The following is a 15,164-nucleotide window of genomic DNA, read 5'->3' as shown; positions in this document are numbered from 1 at the left end:
ACGGCAGCGCATCCGTCATCTGCCAGCTCCGCTCCCCTTGCATCGCAAGCAACGGCAGCAACCGGCGCACCCCTCGCTCAGGACGCCCCGCACGCACGTCGTTCTCCGCCAGCTGCGCAGACGCGTTGCAGATGATGTCGGCATTGTCGCTTTCGCGCCCCAACCGAATCACTTGAGTCAGATCGTCGGCCGCCGTGTCGAAGCGCCCGCAGGCTGACCACAGCGCGCCCCGGCCGATGAGGGCCATCGCGCCGCACATGGGCGACCTGCCGTGTCCCGCGAGTTCCAGTGCCTGGCTGAACCGCCGCAGAGCGTCGCCCCAGCGGCCGACGTAGACCGCGCTCGCGCCGAGGTTGCAGACGGCTCGGCTGAGCAGTTCCCGGTCGCCGAGTTCCTCGGCCAGCCGGAGGATTCGCTCGAATTGCCGGTCGGCCCGGGCCAGTTCGCCGCGGTAATGGTGCAGCACCGCGACCCCGGTCAGTGCGCGGACGACGATCTCCCGGTCGCCGCCCAGTTCCGCGGTGGCGGCAGCGGTGTGCAGATCAGCCAGCGCTTCCTCGTTGCGGCCGAGCAGTCGCAACGCCAGGCCTCGACGCAGGTGCCCGCCTGCCAGGCCGTGCTCGTCCCCCACCGCTTCCGCGGCGACGATCGCGGCGGTGGAAACCTCGACGGACTCCCGGTAGCGCGTGCTCTGGTAGAGATTCGCGGCGCGAGCCAGCCGCAGCCGTACGGCCGATCCGCCGGGCCGGTCCTCGGTCAGCGTCGGCGCGATCCGGGCCAGCCCCTCGCGCGGAGTGCCTCGTTGGTAGTGCAGGTAGCCGATCCGGGCGATCACCAGGCGTTGCCGTTCCTCGTCGCCTTCCTTGCGGTACACCAGAAGCGCGCGTTCGGCGGCGGCGAGCGCGGCGTCGTAACGGCCCGCAGCGGCGAGCGCGTCCGCCCAGGCTTCGGCTGCTTCGGCGACGTCGGCCTGGGAACCGGTGCGGTCCAGCAGATCGACCAGTGCGCCCAAGTGCTGCGCGGCCGTGTCGTGCGCGGCTTGTCTGCTGGCTTCGTCCGCGGCGTGCCGCAAGGTTTGCGCGGCCCGTTCGGTGTCCTGCGCGTGTGTGTAGTGATACGCCGCAGCCGCGCCGCCCAGCGCCTCGGCCAGTCTGCGATGCAGCACGTGCCGGCGGCTTGGCGGCAGGTCTCCGTTCATCACCTCGGCGACCAGTTCGTGAGTCAGCCGGACGCCCTCGGCGTTCTCGTCCAGCAGCCGCGCGGTGTGCGCGGGCGCCAGCACTTCGGACAGCTCCGCCGGATCCAGCCCGGCGGCCGCGGCAAGGACGTCCGGGTCCATCCGCTGCTGCCCGACCGCCAGCAGCGTCAGCACCTCGGCCGTGCGTTCGGGCAGCGAACCGAGCTGCCGCCGCACCGCGTGCGCGAGTCCCCACGGCAGTTCCGCGGGCGGTTTGCCCGATCTGCCCAGCACGTGTCCCAGTTGGACCAGGAACAACGGAAGACCGCCGGACAGCCGGAGCACCCGCTCGCGGGCGGACTGTCCCACCTCGGTCCCGGCGCTGTGGTGCAGCAGCATCGTCGCGTCGTCGTCCGCCAGCGGGCCAGGGAATGCTGGGTCAGCAAGCCTTTCCGGTACAAATCGAGCAGGGTGTCGGCCAACGGCTCGGCCGCGGCGATCTCGGTGTCGCGGTAGGCGGCGAGGAAGCGGACGCGGTCCGGCCGGACGTCCTGGACCAGCGACGCCAGCAACGCGAGGCCGTCCGGACCGGCCCATTGAAGGTCGTCCAGGATCACGAGGACGCCGTGGCGTCGCGCCAGCGTGTCGAGAAACCGCGCTGCTTCGGCGAACATCAGCCAGCGCGGCGGAGCCGGTTCGGCGGTGCGCTGCTCGGGCAGCAGGAACGCCAGGCCGGGCCCGGTGGGGTGCTCGGACGCGTGCCGGGCGAACGCTTCGGAGAGCGGCGCGTACGGCTCTCCGCCGTGCCGGGAGCACGCCGTCGAAAGCACCACTGTGCCCCGGGTCTCGGCCAGCGTCGCGGCTTCGGTCAGCAGCCGGGTCTTGCCGATGCCGGTCTGTCCGGCGAAGACCAGAAACGGTTTGCCGGTGCCGGAAATGTGCTTGTCCAGCAAGGCGTGTTCCTCGACGCGGCCGATGAGATCCGGTGCCGGACGAGGCCTCGGGACCGGGGTGTCCGGCGGACGCGGCCTGCCGCGCCGGGCCGCCGCGAGCAGTTCGGCGCGGCCGTCCTCGGGCAGTGCGAGACCGTCGGCGAGCAGCTGCACGGTGACCCGCCGCGGATGCCGCTGCCCGCGTTCGAGATTCCCCACGCCGCGGGTGCTCAGGCCGCAGCGCTGCGCCAGTTGTTCCTGCGTCAGCCCGGCCGCCCGGCGCAACCGGACCAGCGTCCGGTCGAACGTTTCCGCCGCGCCGTCCGGCATGTCCCGCACCTCCTGCCTCTCCATGTTCGCTCGCCCCCGCGCGCGGAACATCCTCCGAAGGTCGGGTTCCTCCTCCCGGCACAACAGCCGGTTGTGCCGGTTGTTCCTGGTTCCGCACCGCCTCGGTGAAATCCAATGACGGCACCGCTTTTCGCCCGTCTTCCGGGCAGCGGCGTACCAGGAAGGACGCGATGATGCGTGCAGGAATGACCTTGAGACGGCTGGCTGCCGCCGGTGCGGCGCTCGCTCTGGGGGCCGGGGTGGCGGCGACCTTCGCCCCGGCCGCCGACGCCGGCCCGCAGCTGAGCCCGGCGTCGTGCGCCAGCGCACCCGAGGGCTACGCGAAATGCCAGGCCGTGCAACTGGTTTCGTCGGGCGCCCGGCCTGCGAACGCGATGAGCCCGGCCGACCTGCAGAAAGCGTACGGCGTCGCCGGGCTGAAGAGCGGCGGGACCACCGTCGCGATCGTCGACGCCTTCGACGACCCCGGCATCGAAAAGGACCTGAACGACTACCGGTCGCACTGGAACCTCGGCTCCTGCACCAAGGCGAACGGCTGCCTGACCGTGGTCGGCCAGGACGGCACGAGCACGCTTCCGACCAAGACCGACTCGGGCTGGGCGACCGAGATGGCCATCGACGTGGACGCGGTCAGCGCGCTCTGCCCGGACTGCAAGATCCTGCTGGTGGAAGGCAACAGCAACGAGGACAGCGACCTCGCGGCGGCCGTCGACAGCGCGGTCCGGCTCGGCGCGAAGATCGTGTCGAACAGCTACGCCGACCACGAAAGCGCGATCCCGTCGGACGCCGAGCAGCACTACAACCACCCTGGCGTCGCCATCCTCGGCGCCACCGGCGACTGGGGCAGCGAAAGCGGTGCGCAGGCCGAATACCCGGCCACCTCGCCCGAGGTGGTGGCGGTCGGCGGCACCACGCTGACCGCGTCCGGCAGCGGCTACTCCGAAACCGCCTGGAACAAGACGGGCAGCGGCTGTTCGAGCAAGTTCAGCAAGCCCGCGTTCCAGAACGGGATCAGCACCGCCTGCGACAATCGGGCCACTTCGGACATTTCCGCCGACGCGGATCCCAACAGCGGCATCACGATCTACGTCAACGGCCAGCAGTCGCAGTACGGCGGCACCAGCCTCGCCACGCCGATCGTCGCCGGCATCTGGGCGCTCGCCGGAACGCCGAAGGACGGCGACAACGCCGCGACCTACCCGTACGCGCACACCGGCGACTTCAACGACGTCACTTCGGGCAGCAACGGCAGCTGCGGCACCGTGATCTGCAACGCGGGCACCGGATGGGACGGACCGACCGGCCTCGGCACCCCGCGCGGCGTCACCGGCCTGACCCCGGGCGGCGGCACCAACGGCAAGCTGAGCGTCAGCAACCCGGGCAACCAGAACAGCGTGGTGGGCAAGGCGGTTTCGCTGAAGGTCACCGCTTCCGGCGGCACCTCGCCCTACACGTACTCGGCTGACGGCCTCCCGGCCGGACTGGCCATCGACGGCAAGACCGGCTCCATCACCGGAACGCCGAGCGCCGAGGGCACCAGCAAGGTGACCGTGACGGCCACCGATTCCGCCGGGGCGACCGCGCAGGCTCCGTTCACCTGGACCGTCACGACGGCCCCAGTGGGCAAGCTGACCGCGAAGTTCACCACCGATTACGACTACGGGTTCGGCGCCTTCGCGCACTTCACGATCACCAACGCGGGCGCGACGACGGCGAACGGCTGGACGCTGTCGTTCGACCTGGCCTCGAACGAGTCGCTGTCGACCACGAACCCGGGCACCGCGTCCGGGTCCACCGGGCACGTCGTGATCACCGGCCAGGACGCCATCCCGGCGGGCGGCAGCCTCACCGTGTCGCAGATCTACCAGGTGTCGGGCGGCTCGTTCACCGCTCCGGCCAACGTTTCCGTCTCCTGACCTGACAGCGTCGCGGTGCCGTGGCTCAGTCACGGCACCGCGGCTGTGTCAGTCCACGCAGAACTCGTTGCCCTCGACGTCCTGCATCGGGATGCAGGACTCGTTCACGCCGTCGGCGCGCAGCACCTGCACGATGGACGCGCCCAGCGCGACCAGCCGCTCAGCCTCGGCCTCCAGGGCCGCCAGCCGTTCGTCGCCCACGAGCCCGGTGCCCACGCGCACGTCGAGGTGCACCCTGTTCTTTACTACGCGGCCTTCGGGCACGCGCTGGAAGTACAGCCGCGGTCCGACCCCGGCGGGATCGACGCAGGCCGCCCAGGCGCCCTGCTCCTCGGGCGGCAGAGAACGGTCGAACTCGGCCCAGTCGGCGAACCCTTCCGGCGGTGGCGGCGGGACGTACCCCAGCACCTCGCACCAGAAGCGGGCGACGCGCGCGGGTTCCGCGCAATCGAAAGTGACCTGGAACTGCTTGACCGACCCCATGCGCTCACCCTACCGGCGGGCGGCGGCCAGCGCCGGGTCCCGCCCGGCGGCGAGATCTTCCGGGGCGAAAACCGGGATCTCGAGGTCCGGGCTGATGCCAGTGCCGTCGTAGGTGCGGCCGTGCGGGTCGAGGTACTCCTCGTTCGGCAGCGCCACCTTCCAGCCCTGTTTCGGCAGCGTCCGCTCCATCATGTCCGAGAACGCGCCCTGAGTGGACTGTCCAATCAGGACCGGACGAGGATGTCGATTCAGCAGCGCCTGCAGGAAAGTCTCCCCCGCCGAGACGTCCAGGCTGCCGGTGAGGACCGTCAGCGGACCGGTGTAGCGCGGCGCCGCTGCAGGCTGCACGAAGAACGGTTGCGGCACGGTGAATCGCGCCGGATCGTCCGGGTCGTTACGCGCGCGTTTGGCGTAGGCGAAGTGCGGGACGTCGGTCAGCCGCGCGGCGACCTGCAAGCCGAGCGGATCGTCGCCGCCGCCGTTGACGCGCAGGTCGAGGATCAAGCCGCGCAGGCTGTGCACCCGGTCGGCGGTGAAGATCTCGTCCAACGCTTTCGCCAGGACCTTGCTGCTGGCGCCGAAAGTGTCGGCGTAGTCGTGGAATCCGCTGATGCGCAGGTATCCACGCCCCTCCGGCAGATCCGCGTATGCGATGGCCCCGTCGGCCCATCGCTGGATCGGCGCGCCGAGATTCGCGTCGGCTACGGCGATCGCGCGCGGGACAGTCGTTTTCAGATCCGGGGTGCCTGGGCGGGGCGAAGAGCAATGCTGGCCTGACGCGAGCAGGCCGACATGAGCGTCGTGCAGCGGGCGGATCAGTCCGCAAAGGACGTCGAAGAGTCGTTCCGGATGGGCAGCCACCTCGCGGCGGGCAGCGTCCCCTTCGGACTTCCAGTCGACGCCTTTCGCCCGGAAAAACGGGTAATTCTCGGCAAAGGTGCGCCAGAAAACGTCGAACAGCTCTGCGGACGGAGCCCGGCACTCGGTCGGCAATCCACTGTGGACGCGACGCAGCGACCGCGCGCCCAGGTTGTTGTCGAAACTCATCCGGCCCGGCCGGATGGTGACGACGGAACCTTCGTTGGTGGAAAACCTTGTGCCGTCGCCGGTTCCGGAAAGCGTGCCGGGCAAGCAACTGACCTCGGTGACGTCGTAGGTCGTCAGCTTGCCGCCGGACACTTGGACCAACTGCCCGTACCCGTCCGTCCGCCATACACCGTCCACAGTGGAGTTCGGCACCACGGCCACCGAGAGCATCGTCAAGCCCGCCAGGAAGATTCGCACGAGCCGAGGGTAGAAAAAAGCCGGGGGCGCGCGGAATACCGCACGCCCCCGGCACCGTAGTGGGGTTGCCCCTACCCGCGGCTCAGCCGAAGAAGACTTCGGCCTCCTGGTACCGCTCCAGCGGAACGGTCTTCAGCTCGGCCGTCGCCTCGGACAGCTTCACGCGAACGATGTCGGTGCCCTTGAGCGCCACCATCACGCCGAAGTCGCCGTCGGCGACCGCGTCCACCGCGTGCAGGCCGAAGCGCGTCGCGAGGACCCGGTCGTACGCGGTCGGGGTGCCGCCGCGCTGGACGTGGCCGAGCACGACCGCGCGCGATTCCTTGCCGGTGCGCTCGGTGATCTCGTCGGCGAGCCAGTTGCCGATGCCGCCGAGCCGGACGTGCCCGAAGGCGTCCTTTTCGCCGGTCAGCAGCTTCTCCTCGCCGCCCTCGGGCAGCGCGCCCTCGGCCACGACGATGATCGGCGCGTACTCCTTCTCGAAGCGCTGCTCGACCCACTGCACGACCTGGTCGACGGAGAACTGCCGCTCCGGCACCAGGATCACGCTCGCGCCGCCGGCGAGGCCGGAGTGCAGCGCGATCCAGCCCGCGTGCCGCCCCATGACCTCGATGACGAGCGCGCGGTGGTGCGATTCGGCCGTGGTGTGCAGCCGGTCGATCGCCTCGGTGGCGATGGAGACCGCGGTGTCGAAACCGAACGTGTAGTCGGTGGCGCCGAGGTCGTTGTCGATCGTCTTGGGCACGCCGACGACGCCGATGCCGTCGTCGGTCAGCCGCTTGGCGACGCCGAGGGTGTCCTCGCCGCCGATCGCGACCAGCGCGTCCACGCCCTGGTCGGCGAGCACCTTGCGGATCTTGTCGACGCCGCCGTCGACCTTGTACGGGTTCGTCCGCGACGACCGCAGGATGGTGCCCCCGCGGGTGAGGATGTCCTCGACGTCGGCGAGGCCGAGCGGCCGGCTGTCGCCGGTCAGCGGGCCCTGCCAGCCGTTGCGGAAGCCGACGAACTCCCAGCCGTGCACTTCGACGCCCTTGCGGACCACCGCGCGGATGACCGCGTTCAGGCCGGGGCAGTCGCCGCCCCCCGTCAGCACACCGACACGCATCTGTTGCCTCCGTCTTTCCTCGCAGGGAGAGTGCAGTCACAGTCCGCGGACAGCGTAGCGGCTTTCATCTGGATCGGTGCAGGGCGGACCACCTGCCGAATCGGTCCTGGCAGGAGTTGTTCCGCGGTGTGTTACCTTGGGGCCGTGCAGCGCTATTTCTGGTTTACGAAGCCGGCCCCGGGTGGGCACGGCGGCGTGAACCTGCGCTGACCTCCACCCCGAGCCGGATCTCGAACCGGCTCGGCAATCCCCCGCGGGTCGGTGTCCACCAGGAAGGAACCACCCGCTCATGAACACCCGCCTCGTCGCCGCCCCCGCCGACGCGAGCACGCTGGACAACCGCCGCACCACCTCGGTCAGTCCCCTCATCTCGCCCGCGTTGCTGCGCGAAGACCATCCCGTCGACGCCGCGGTCGCGAAAGTCGTGCAAAACGGCCGCACGGAAACCGTCGACATCCTCGACGGCCGCGACGACCGTCTCGCGGTGATCGTCGGCCCGTGCTCGGTCCACGACCCCGAAGCCGCCCTCGACTACGCCCGCCGACTGGCAGCCAAGGCCGAGGCTCTGCGCGAAGACCTGCACATCGTGATGCGGGTGTACTTCGAAAAGCCGCGCACCACGCTGGGCTGGAAGGGCCTGATCAACGACCCGGACCTGGACGGCACCTTCGCCGTCAACAAGGGCCTGCGCCTGGCCCGGAAACTCCTCCTGGACGTCTCCGAACTGGGCCTGCCGGTCGGCTGCGAATTCCTCGACCCGATCACCCCGCAGTTCATCGCCGACATCGTCACCTGGGGCTCGATCGGCGCGCGCACCGCCGCCAGCCAGGTCCACCGCCAACTGTGCAGCGCCCTGTCCATGCCAGTCGGCATCAAGAACTCGACGGAAGGCGACATCCAGGTAGCCGTAGACGCGACCCGCGCCGCAGCGGCTTCGCACGTCTTCCCCGGCATCAACGTCGACGGCCTGGCCGCCCTGGTGACGACCTCCGGAAACCCGGACTGCCACGTAATCCTGCGAGGCAGCTCCGCCGGCCCGAACTACGACCCGGCGACGGTCGAGGAAACCCTCGCCCGCCTGGCGAAATCGGACCTGCCGGAACGCCTGGTGATCGACGCGAGCCACGGCAACAGCAACAAGGACCACGTCCGCCAGTCGGAAGTCGTCCGCGACCTGGCCGGCCGAATCTCCGCGGGCGAACGCGGAATCGCCGGCCTGATGCTGGAAAGCAACCTCGTCGCCGGACGCCAGGACCTGGTGCTGGGCCGCTCAGCGGACCTGACCTACGGCCAGTCGATCACCGACGCCTGCATGGACTGGGACACGACGGAAGACCTGCTGGACACCCTGGCCTCCGCCGTCCGCACCCGCCGCTGACCCCCATACCTCACCGCCCGTCTGTGAGGGGAACCCTGAAGGAATCAGAGTCCTTCAGGGTTCCCCTCACGACCAGCCGAAGTCCCGCCCAACCGGCACCCGGCGAACCCAACTCACCAAGGCACCCAAGCCGCGCCCCCACCCGCGAACCCAACTGACCACACCCCCAAGCCACGCGCCCACCTCCTCAAGGCGACCCGCGCACCCAACCCGCCAACGCACCCAAGCCCCGCGCCCACCTGCCCAACCCCAGCCCGCGCACACAACCCGCCAACGCACCCAAGCCCCGCGCCCCACCTGCCCAACCCCAGCCCGCGCACACAACCCACCGACGCACCCAAGCCGCGCGCCCACCCGCCAAACCGCACCCGCGCACCCAACTCACCAGCGCAGCCACACTCCCCCGCACCCCGATACGAAGCCAAAAATGCGGACGGCGGGTGCTTGTCAAGGCATCTTTCCCGCCTTGACAAGCACCCGCCGCCCGTCATCACAATCAGCTTCGGGGTGCCCCCACTAAACGAGGCGCAATGTCGCCCCCAGGCGACGAGCCGCCGCCCCCCTCACCTCCGCCGAAACGCCTCCTCAATAACCTCCCACCGCTGCAAGTTATGCCGAGCATCAGCCAACGCGTCATGCTGATCCCCCGGCGCAGCCGGCAACTTCGGCTTCCCCGCGTCTTCCCACCTCTGACGGAGATCCCGGGTAAACCGAGGCAACTGCCGAGGCAACGCAGGCATCGGCCCCCACAACTGCGCCAACGCCACATGGTCATACGCCGCGAACCAAGCCCACAGCTCGATCCCCCCAGGCGGCTTCCCGAAGAACTCCAGCAGATCCGCCCGGATCCGCTCCCGACTCCGCCAAGCCGGATCCGCGGGCGAAGGCAGCTTGGGCAGCACGTTCTCCCGCACCCAAGCCCCGGCCCTCCCAGGGTCGAAATCAGTGGACACGGCATAGAACTCGCGTCCGCGCTCGTCAACGACACCGATCGACACCAGGTCAATCGTCACGCCGTCCTCGATAAACTCGGTGTCGTAGAAAAAACGCACCGGGGAACTCTAGTGGGGCGCTATCCGGCCTTGCTCTCCGGCACCCGATCGGCGTCAAGACCACTCGGCTGGGCGGGCACCGCGGGCTTGACCCCGGCCGCCTCCGCGGCTAGCAGTTCCTTGGCCTTCGCCGCGTAAATGTCCACGTACTCCTGGCCGGACAGCTCCATCAGCGCGTACATGATCTCGTCGGTGATCGACCGTTCGATGAACCGGTCGCCTGCCAAGCCCTCGTAGCGGGAGAAGTCGAGCGGCTTGCCGAAGCGGATCTCGAGCCGCCGCGGCCACCACATCTTGGAGCCGATCGGATTGACCTTGTCCGTGCCGACCATCGCCACCGGGACCACCACGCCGCGCGATTCGAGCGCGATCCGGGCGACGCCGGTCTTGCCCTTGTACAGCCGCCCGTCCGGGGAGCGGGTGCCCTCGGGGTAGATGCCGAGCAGGTGCCCGTCCTTGACCAGCCGGATCGCGGTGTCGAGCGCGGCCTGCGCGGCGTTGCCGCCGGAGCGGTCGATGGGGAACTGGCCGACGCCGGTGAAGAACCATTTCTTGAGCAGGCCCTTGAACCCGGGCTCGGTGAAGTACTCCGACTTCGCCGGGAAGGTGACCTTGCGCTTGACCCGCAGCGGCATGAAGAACGAGTCCGCGACCGCGAGGTGGTTCCCGGCGAGGATGGCGCCACCCGTCTCGGGGATGTTTTCGGCGCCGACGACCTTGGTGGGCCACAGCGTCTTCAGCAGCGGCCCGATGAAAACCCACTTCATCAGCAAGTACAGCACCGGGTTCCAGTCCTTTCCTGCCCGCGCGGGCCCCGGCAGGTCAGGGTACGGAACAAGCACCGGCCCGCACAACGCGAGAGCGGGCGGTCACCCGGCGGCAGCGACCGATCTCACAGCGGGACCGGAAGGATCCTCGCTTGCGGAGTGGGGCCCACAACCCGGCTCCGTCGTGAGAGCATGGGAGGACTCCACCGCTTCGATTCGGAAGGGCGTTCGTGATGGGCGTGCTCGCCGGCGCGGAACCGTTCTCCCACCCGGGTTCCTCCGGGGCCGGCTTCCTGCTCTGCCACGGATTCACCGCGACGCCCGACGGCATGCGCGCTTGGGGCGATCACCTGGCCGCGGAAGGCTTCGCGGTGCGCTGCCCGCTGCTGCCCGGCCACGGCACGCACTGGCGCGACGCGAACCGGACGACTTGGGAGGACTGGTACGGCACGGTCCGCGAGGCGCTGCTGGCGCTGCGCGCGGAGTGCGACCAGGTGTTCGTCGGCGGGATGTCGATGGGCGGGACGCTCACCCTTCGCCTCGCCGAAGAATTCGGCTCGGACATCTCCGGCCTCGTGCTGGTCAACCCGTCGGTCACGCGGCTGAGCCTGGACGCCAAGGTGCTGCCGCTGCTGTCGCGGGTCGTCCCGTCCATCCGCGCGATCGGCAACGACATCGCGAAGCCCGGCGAGGTCGAACTGGCCTACCCGCGCACGCCGGTGCGGGCCGCGGCGAGCCTCGCGAAGCTGTGGAAGATCGTGCGCGCCGACCTGGCGAAGGTGACGCAGCCGGTGCTGCTGCTGCACTCGCGGGTCGACCACGTCGTGGAACCCGAGAACTCGCGGATCGTTCTGGACGGCATCTCGAGCACGGACGTGACCGAGGTGGTGCTGGAGAACAGCTTCCACGTCGCGACGCAGGACCACGACGCGGAGCTGATCTTCAGCCGCAGTGTCGACTTCGCCCGGCAGCTGCGGGCGGGACAGGTGGGTGCCGGATGAACCGGGGGAAAGGCGCGGACGGACCCGAGGACGTCGACGCCACGTTCGCCGAGATCGTCGCCGACCTGCGGGCCGAGGGCGTGGGCGTGTTCCTGGACGAGGACCCGTTCTCCACCGCGGGCCCCGCGTCCGCCGAGCCCGAGGCGTCCGCCGGAGCCGAACCCGAAGCGGGCAAGGCCAAGCCGAAGCCCACCGCGGACCCGCCCGCTCCGCCCGCGCCGCCGTCGGAGGGCTGGCGCACCGGCGGCACGGACTGGGACGCCACGATGTTCTCCGCCGACCCGGCCGAGGACGACGAGCACTACGTGCCGCCGGAGCCGCCGCCGCTGCCGCGCTGGCGCAAGGGCGCGTTCATCGTGCTGCTGTTCTTCGTCGTCGGGCTCCTGCTGCTGATCGTGCCGAACCTGATCGGGGTCGGGCCCGCGCTCGCCACGCCGCTCGGCATCCTCTCGCTCGCCACCGGCATCGCGCTGCTCCTGCTGCGCGTGCGCCAGGGCCCGCCGCCCGGCGCGGACCCCAGCAACGGCGCCCAGGTCTGACCGGGCGGGCATGCGGATCGACTTCCAGGCGTCCCGGCGGTCCACCGTCGGCGCGGAATGGGAACTCGCGCTGGTGGACCGGCGCAGCGGCGAATTGCGGTCGGTCGCGGAGGAACTGCTCGCCGCGGTCTGCCCGGAGGGCAAGGCCGAGCATCCCCGGATCAAACAGGAGCTGCTGCTCAACACGATCGAGGTGGTCAGCGGCGTCTGCCGCACGGTCGGCGAGGTGAAACACGACCTCGACGAGGCGCTGGACGAGGTGCACCGGGTCGCCGACCCGCTGGGCGTCGAGCTGTTCTCCGCCGGATCGCACCCGTTTTCCTCGTGGTACCGGCAGAAGGTGACCGACAAGGAGCGCTACGCCAAGCTCATCGACCGCACCCAGTGGTGGGGCAGGCAGATGCTGATCTACGGCGTGCACGTCCACGTCGGGCTCGATCACCGGGACAAGGTGCTGCCGGTCCTCGACGGGCTCTTGCGCTACGCGCCGCACCTGCAGGCGCTGTCCGCGTCGTCGCCGTACTGGTCCGGCGAGGACACCGGGTACGCCTCGAACCGGGCGCTGATGTTCCAGCAGCTGCCGACCGCCGGGCTGCCGTTCCAGTTCCGCGAGTGGGCGGAGCTGGAGGGTTACGTCGAGGACATGTTCACCACCGGCGTGATCGACCACTTTTCCGAGATCCGCTGGGACATCCGCCCGGCTCCGCATTTCGGCACCATCGAAATGCGCGTGTGCGACGGGCTGCCGACGCTGCAGGAGGTCGGCGCGATTTCGGCGCTCACGCAGTGTCTGGTGGACGACTTCAGCGCGCGCCTCGACAAGGGCGAAACGCTGCCGGTGCTGCCGCCGTGGCACGTCCAGGAGAACAAGTGGCGCGCCGCGCGGTACGGCCTCGACGCGATCGTCATCCTCGACGCCGCCGGCCGCGAACGCCTCGTCACCGAAGACCTCGCCGAGCTGCTGGACCGGCTGGAACCGGTCGCCCGGCGGCTGGACTGCGTCCGCGAACTGCGGGATGTCGAGAACATTCTCCGGGTCGGCGCGAGCTATCAGCGGCAGCGGGCGGTCGCGAAGCAGTACAACGGATCGTTGAAGGCCGTGGTCGCCGCGCTGGTCACCGAGATGCGCGACGGAGTCCCGCACGCTTAGCTGGTCTGGGAGGCAGCGATGTCGCATACGTTCAGCACGCTCGTCGAGCTCAACGGCAAAACCGCCACCGGATTCCGGGTCCCGGCCGAGGTCGTCGAGGCGCTCGGCCAGGGACGGCGGCCGAAGGTCCGGGTGAGGATCGGCCCGCACGCCTACCGGAGCACGGTCGCGGTCTACTCCGGCGAGTTCATGCTGCCGCTCAGCGCGGCGAACCGGGAGGCGGCGGGGGTCGCGGCCGGGGAGACGGTGGAGGTCACGCTCGAAGCCGATCTCGCCGAGCGGACGGTCGAGCTGCCCGGCGATCTCGCTGCCGCGCTGGCTGACCGGACGGGTGCGCGGGCCGCGTTCGACAAGCTTTCCTTTACCGCGCAACGGGAACGCGCCGAAGCTGTCACTTCCGCCAAGCGCGCGGAGACCCGGGAGCGCCGGATCGCGAAGATCGTCGCCGAGCTGGCCGGGGACGGGCTCCCCTAGCCCACCGTCACCCCTGGTTTGCCGAAGCCGCCCAGCACGGTGTCGACGACTCGGGTCGCGAGCACGTCCGGGTCGGCGGAGTCCTGGTCCTGCGCTGCTTCGTGGATGAGCGCGCAGTAGACGCGGCGCGCCCAGACCAGGTCAACGCCCGGCCGCAGCGTGCCGGTTTCCTCCAGCCGCTGGAAGAAGACGTCGCACTGGGCGACCACGTCCGGGGTCATGACGCCGTCTTCCTGCGGGTGCGCGTTCATCGCGAACCCCCAGCGGAGCTTGACGCCCAGCACCTTCGCGGTCACCTGGTAAAGCGCGACCAGCGGCGGCGTGACGTCGGGCCGGACGCTGGCGAGCGCGTCGTGGAACTGCTGCGTCGCCCAGAGGGTCATGGCGTCGACCAACGCTTCGCGACTGGCGAACCGGCGGTGCACGGTCGTCCGCGAGACGCCCGCCGCCTCCGCGATCTGCTCCATCGTCGCCGCCGGGTTGTCGCTGAGCACCCGTTCGGCGGCCTCGAGGATCGCCTGAGCCGTCCGTTCCGAGTCCGCGCGCAGGGCCCGTTTCTCCATGCCGCTCAGTTTACGCCATGGTTGCCACTCAGTTCATAGTTGCGACATCAGTGTTGCAACTGCTAGCTTAAATGCATCGGACATGACACGACTTTGGGGGTTTTTCGGATGGACATGCAGTTGACCGGCAAGACCGCAGTGGTCACCGGAGCGAGCCGGGGAATCGGACTGGCCACGGTCTCCGCGCTGATCGGCGAAGGGATGCGAGTGGTGGCCGCGGCCCGGACGATCACGCCGGAGCTGAAGGAAACCGGCGCAGTGCCGGTGACGATGGACCTCTCCACCCCGGACGGCCCCGGGCGGTTGATCGAACAGGCCGTCGCCGAGCTAGGCGGCTTGGACGTCCTGGTGAACAACGTCGGCGGCGGCGACAGCAGCGAAGGTCAGGCCGGCGGTTTCTTGTCGCTCACTGATCAACAGTGGACAGACATGGTGGAGCTGAATTTCTTCGCCGCGGTACGGGCTTCTCGTGCGGCGCTGCCGCACCTGATCGAACGCCGGGGCGCGATCGTCACGGTCTCGTCGAACGGCGCGCGGATCCCGCATTCGGGCCCAATCGCTTACACCACTGCGAAAGCAGCGCTGACCGCGTTCGGGAAGGCACTGTCGGAGGAGTTCGGTCCGCAGGGCGTACGGGTCAACACTGTCTCGCCCGGGCCGGTTCGCACTGCGCTGTGGGAGGGGCCGGAGAGCTACGGTGCCGAGCTGGCTTCGTCGATGGGGATGTCGCATGGGGACTTGCTGGCCGCGGTTCCGGCGGGTGCCGGGATGCTGACGGGCCGGTTTGTCGAACCGGCGGAGGTGGCCACGCTGATCACGTATCTCGCGTCGCCGCTGGCCGCTAGCACCACCGGGACGGACCACCTGGTCGATGCCGGGGCGGTGAAGACCGTGTGACGGCTGATCGTCGAGGCTGGTTGCTCCGACGGGGGCTCGGTGGGGCGGTGGAGTGGCAGGGCCGCGCGGTTTGGTTGCTCTAGCTCCCGGCA

The 15,164-nt window shown here is 69.8% G+C and carries 14 protein-coding genes; 7 read left to right on the top strand and 7 right to left on the bottom strand.

The window, feature by feature from the left end; all coding sequences use genetic code 11:
* Nucleotides 1-1,365: 1,365 nt before the first annotated feature.
* A complete protein-coding gene (locus ACZ7OI_RS29635) occupies nucleotides 1,366-2,463 on the bottom strand; it encodes an AAA family ATPase (RefSeq protein WP_470267419.1) in 1,098 nt (365 codons plus the stop codon).
* Nucleotides 2,464-2,630: 167 nt separating this feature from the next.
* Between ACZ7OI_RS29635 and ACZ7OI_RS29630 the strand changes: the two genes are divergently transcribed.
* Complete coding sequence (locus ACZ7OI_RS29630; RefSeq protein WP_470267418.1) at nucleotides 2,631-4,376, top strand: putative Ig domain-containing protein; 1,746 nt, start codon at nucleotides 2,631-2,633, stop codon at nucleotides 4,374-4,376.
* A gap of 48 nt (nucleotides 4,377-4,424) precedes the next feature.
* Here ACZ7OI_RS29630 and ACZ7OI_RS29625 read toward each other — a convergent pair whose 3' ends face one another.
* The 3 genes from ACZ7OI_RS29625 to ACZ7OI_RS29615 form a co-directional block, all read right to left on the bottom strand.
* Complete coding sequence (locus tag ACZ7OI_RS29625) at nucleotides 4,425-4,859, bottom strand: VOC family protein (RefSeq protein ID WP_470267417.1); 435 nt, start codon at nucleotides 4,857-4,859, stop codon at nucleotides 4,425-4,427.
* Nucleotides 4,860-4,868: 9 nt separating this feature from the next.
* Nucleotides 4,869-6,143, bottom strand: coding sequence for a S41 family peptidase (locus tag ACZ7OI_RS29620; RefSeq protein WP_470267416.1), 1,275 nt, complete (start codon nucleotides 6,141-6,143; stop codon nucleotides 4,869-4,871).
* A gap of 82 nt (nucleotides 6,144-6,225) precedes the next feature.
* Nucleotides 6,226-7,251, bottom strand: coding sequence for a 6-phosphofructokinase (locus ACZ7OI_RS29615; protein WP_344267830.1), 1,026 nt, complete (start codon nucleotides 7,249-7,251; stop codon nucleotides 6,226-6,228).
* 289 nt (nucleotides 7,252-7,540) lie between these two features.
* On the opposite strand from ACZ7OI_RS29615, the gene ACZ7OI_RS29610 reads away from it, so the two are divergent.
* Nucleotides 7,541-8,629, top strand: a complete 1,089-nt coding sequence (locus ACZ7OI_RS29610) for a 3-deoxy-7-phosphoheptulonate synthase (RefSeq protein ID WP_470267415.1) — start codon at nucleotides 7,541-7,543, stop codon at nucleotides 8,627-8,629.
* A 563-nt stretch (nucleotides 8,630-9,192) separates the two neighbouring features.
* On the opposite strand, the gene ACZ7OI_RS29605 is transcribed toward ACZ7OI_RS29610, so the two are convergent.
* Both ACZ7OI_RS29605 and ACZ7OI_RS29600 read right to left on the bottom strand, forming a co-directional pair.
* Entirely contained in the window at nucleotides 9,193-9,681 is a 489-nt protein-coding gene (locus ACZ7OI_RS29605) for a polyadenylate-specific 3'-exoribonuclease AS (protein ID WP_470267414.1), read from the bottom strand.
* A 20-nt stretch (nucleotides 9,682-9,701) separates the two neighbouring features.
* Nucleotides 9,702-10,463, bottom strand: coding sequence for a lysophospholipid acyltransferase family protein (locus tag ACZ7OI_RS29600; RefSeq protein ID WP_470267413.1), 762 nt, complete (start codon nucleotides 10,461-10,463; stop codon nucleotides 9,702-9,704).
* Between the two features lie 218 nt (nucleotides 10,464-10,681).
* Here ACZ7OI_RS29600 and ACZ7OI_RS29595 point away from each other — a divergent pair, with 218 nt between their 5' ends.
* The 4 genes from ACZ7OI_RS29595 to ACZ7OI_RS29580 are packed head-to-tail and all read left to right on the top strand — an operon-like array spanning nucleotide 10,682 to nucleotide 13,612.
* Nucleotides 10,682-11,449: an alpha/beta hydrolase gene (locus ACZ7OI_RS29595; RefSeq protein ID WP_470267412.1), complete on the top strand. Its 768-nt coding sequence runs from the start codon at nucleotides 10,682-10,684 to the stop codon at nucleotides 11,447-11,449.
* Nucleotides 11,446-11,988 (top strand): hypothetical protein, encoded by a 543-nt coding sequence (locus ACZ7OI_RS29590; protein WP_470267411.1) that lies wholly within the window; start codon nucleotides 11,446-11,448, stop codon nucleotides 11,986-11,988. Before ACZ7OI_RS29595 ends, ACZ7OI_RS29590 begins: the two co-directional genes overlap by 4 nt.
* Nucleotides 11,989-11,998: 10 nt before the next feature.
* Nucleotides 11,999-13,138, top strand: a complete 1,140-nt coding sequence (locus ACZ7OI_RS29585; protein ID WP_470267410.1) for a glutamate--cysteine ligase — start codon at nucleotides 11,999-12,001, stop codon at nucleotides 13,136-13,138.
* Nucleotides 13,139-13,156: 18 nt separating this feature from the next.
* Nucleotides 13,157-13,612: a YdeI/OmpD-associated family protein gene (locus ACZ7OI_RS29580; RefSeq protein WP_470267409.1), complete on the top strand. Its 456-nt coding sequence runs from the start codon at nucleotides 13,157-13,159 to the stop codon at nucleotides 13,610-13,612.
* Here ACZ7OI_RS29580 and ACZ7OI_RS29575 read toward each other — a convergent pair.
* Entirely contained in the window at nucleotides 13,609-14,175 is a 567-nt protein-coding gene (locus ACZ7OI_RS29575; RefSeq protein WP_470267408.1) for a TetR/AcrR family transcriptional regulator, read from the bottom strand. The two genes, ACZ7OI_RS29580 and ACZ7OI_RS29575, sit on opposite strands and share 4 nt — an antisense overlap.
* A 108-nt stretch (nucleotides 14,176-14,283) precedes the next feature.
* Between ACZ7OI_RS29575 and ACZ7OI_RS29570 the strand changes: the two genes are divergently transcribed.
* Nucleotides 14,284-15,072, top strand: coding sequence for an SDR family NAD(P)-dependent oxidoreductase (locus tag ACZ7OI_RS29570; RefSeq protein WP_470267407.1), 789 nt, complete (start codon nucleotides 14,284-14,286; stop codon nucleotides 15,070-15,072).
* Nucleotides 15,073-15,164: the final 92 nt, after the last annotated feature.

This window comes from Amycolatopsis sp. NPDC114503 (genome assembly GCF_055633655.1).
The sequence above is the reverse complement of the archived record's forward strand: the minus strand, read 5'-3'. Positions and strand labels throughout refer to the sequence as shown.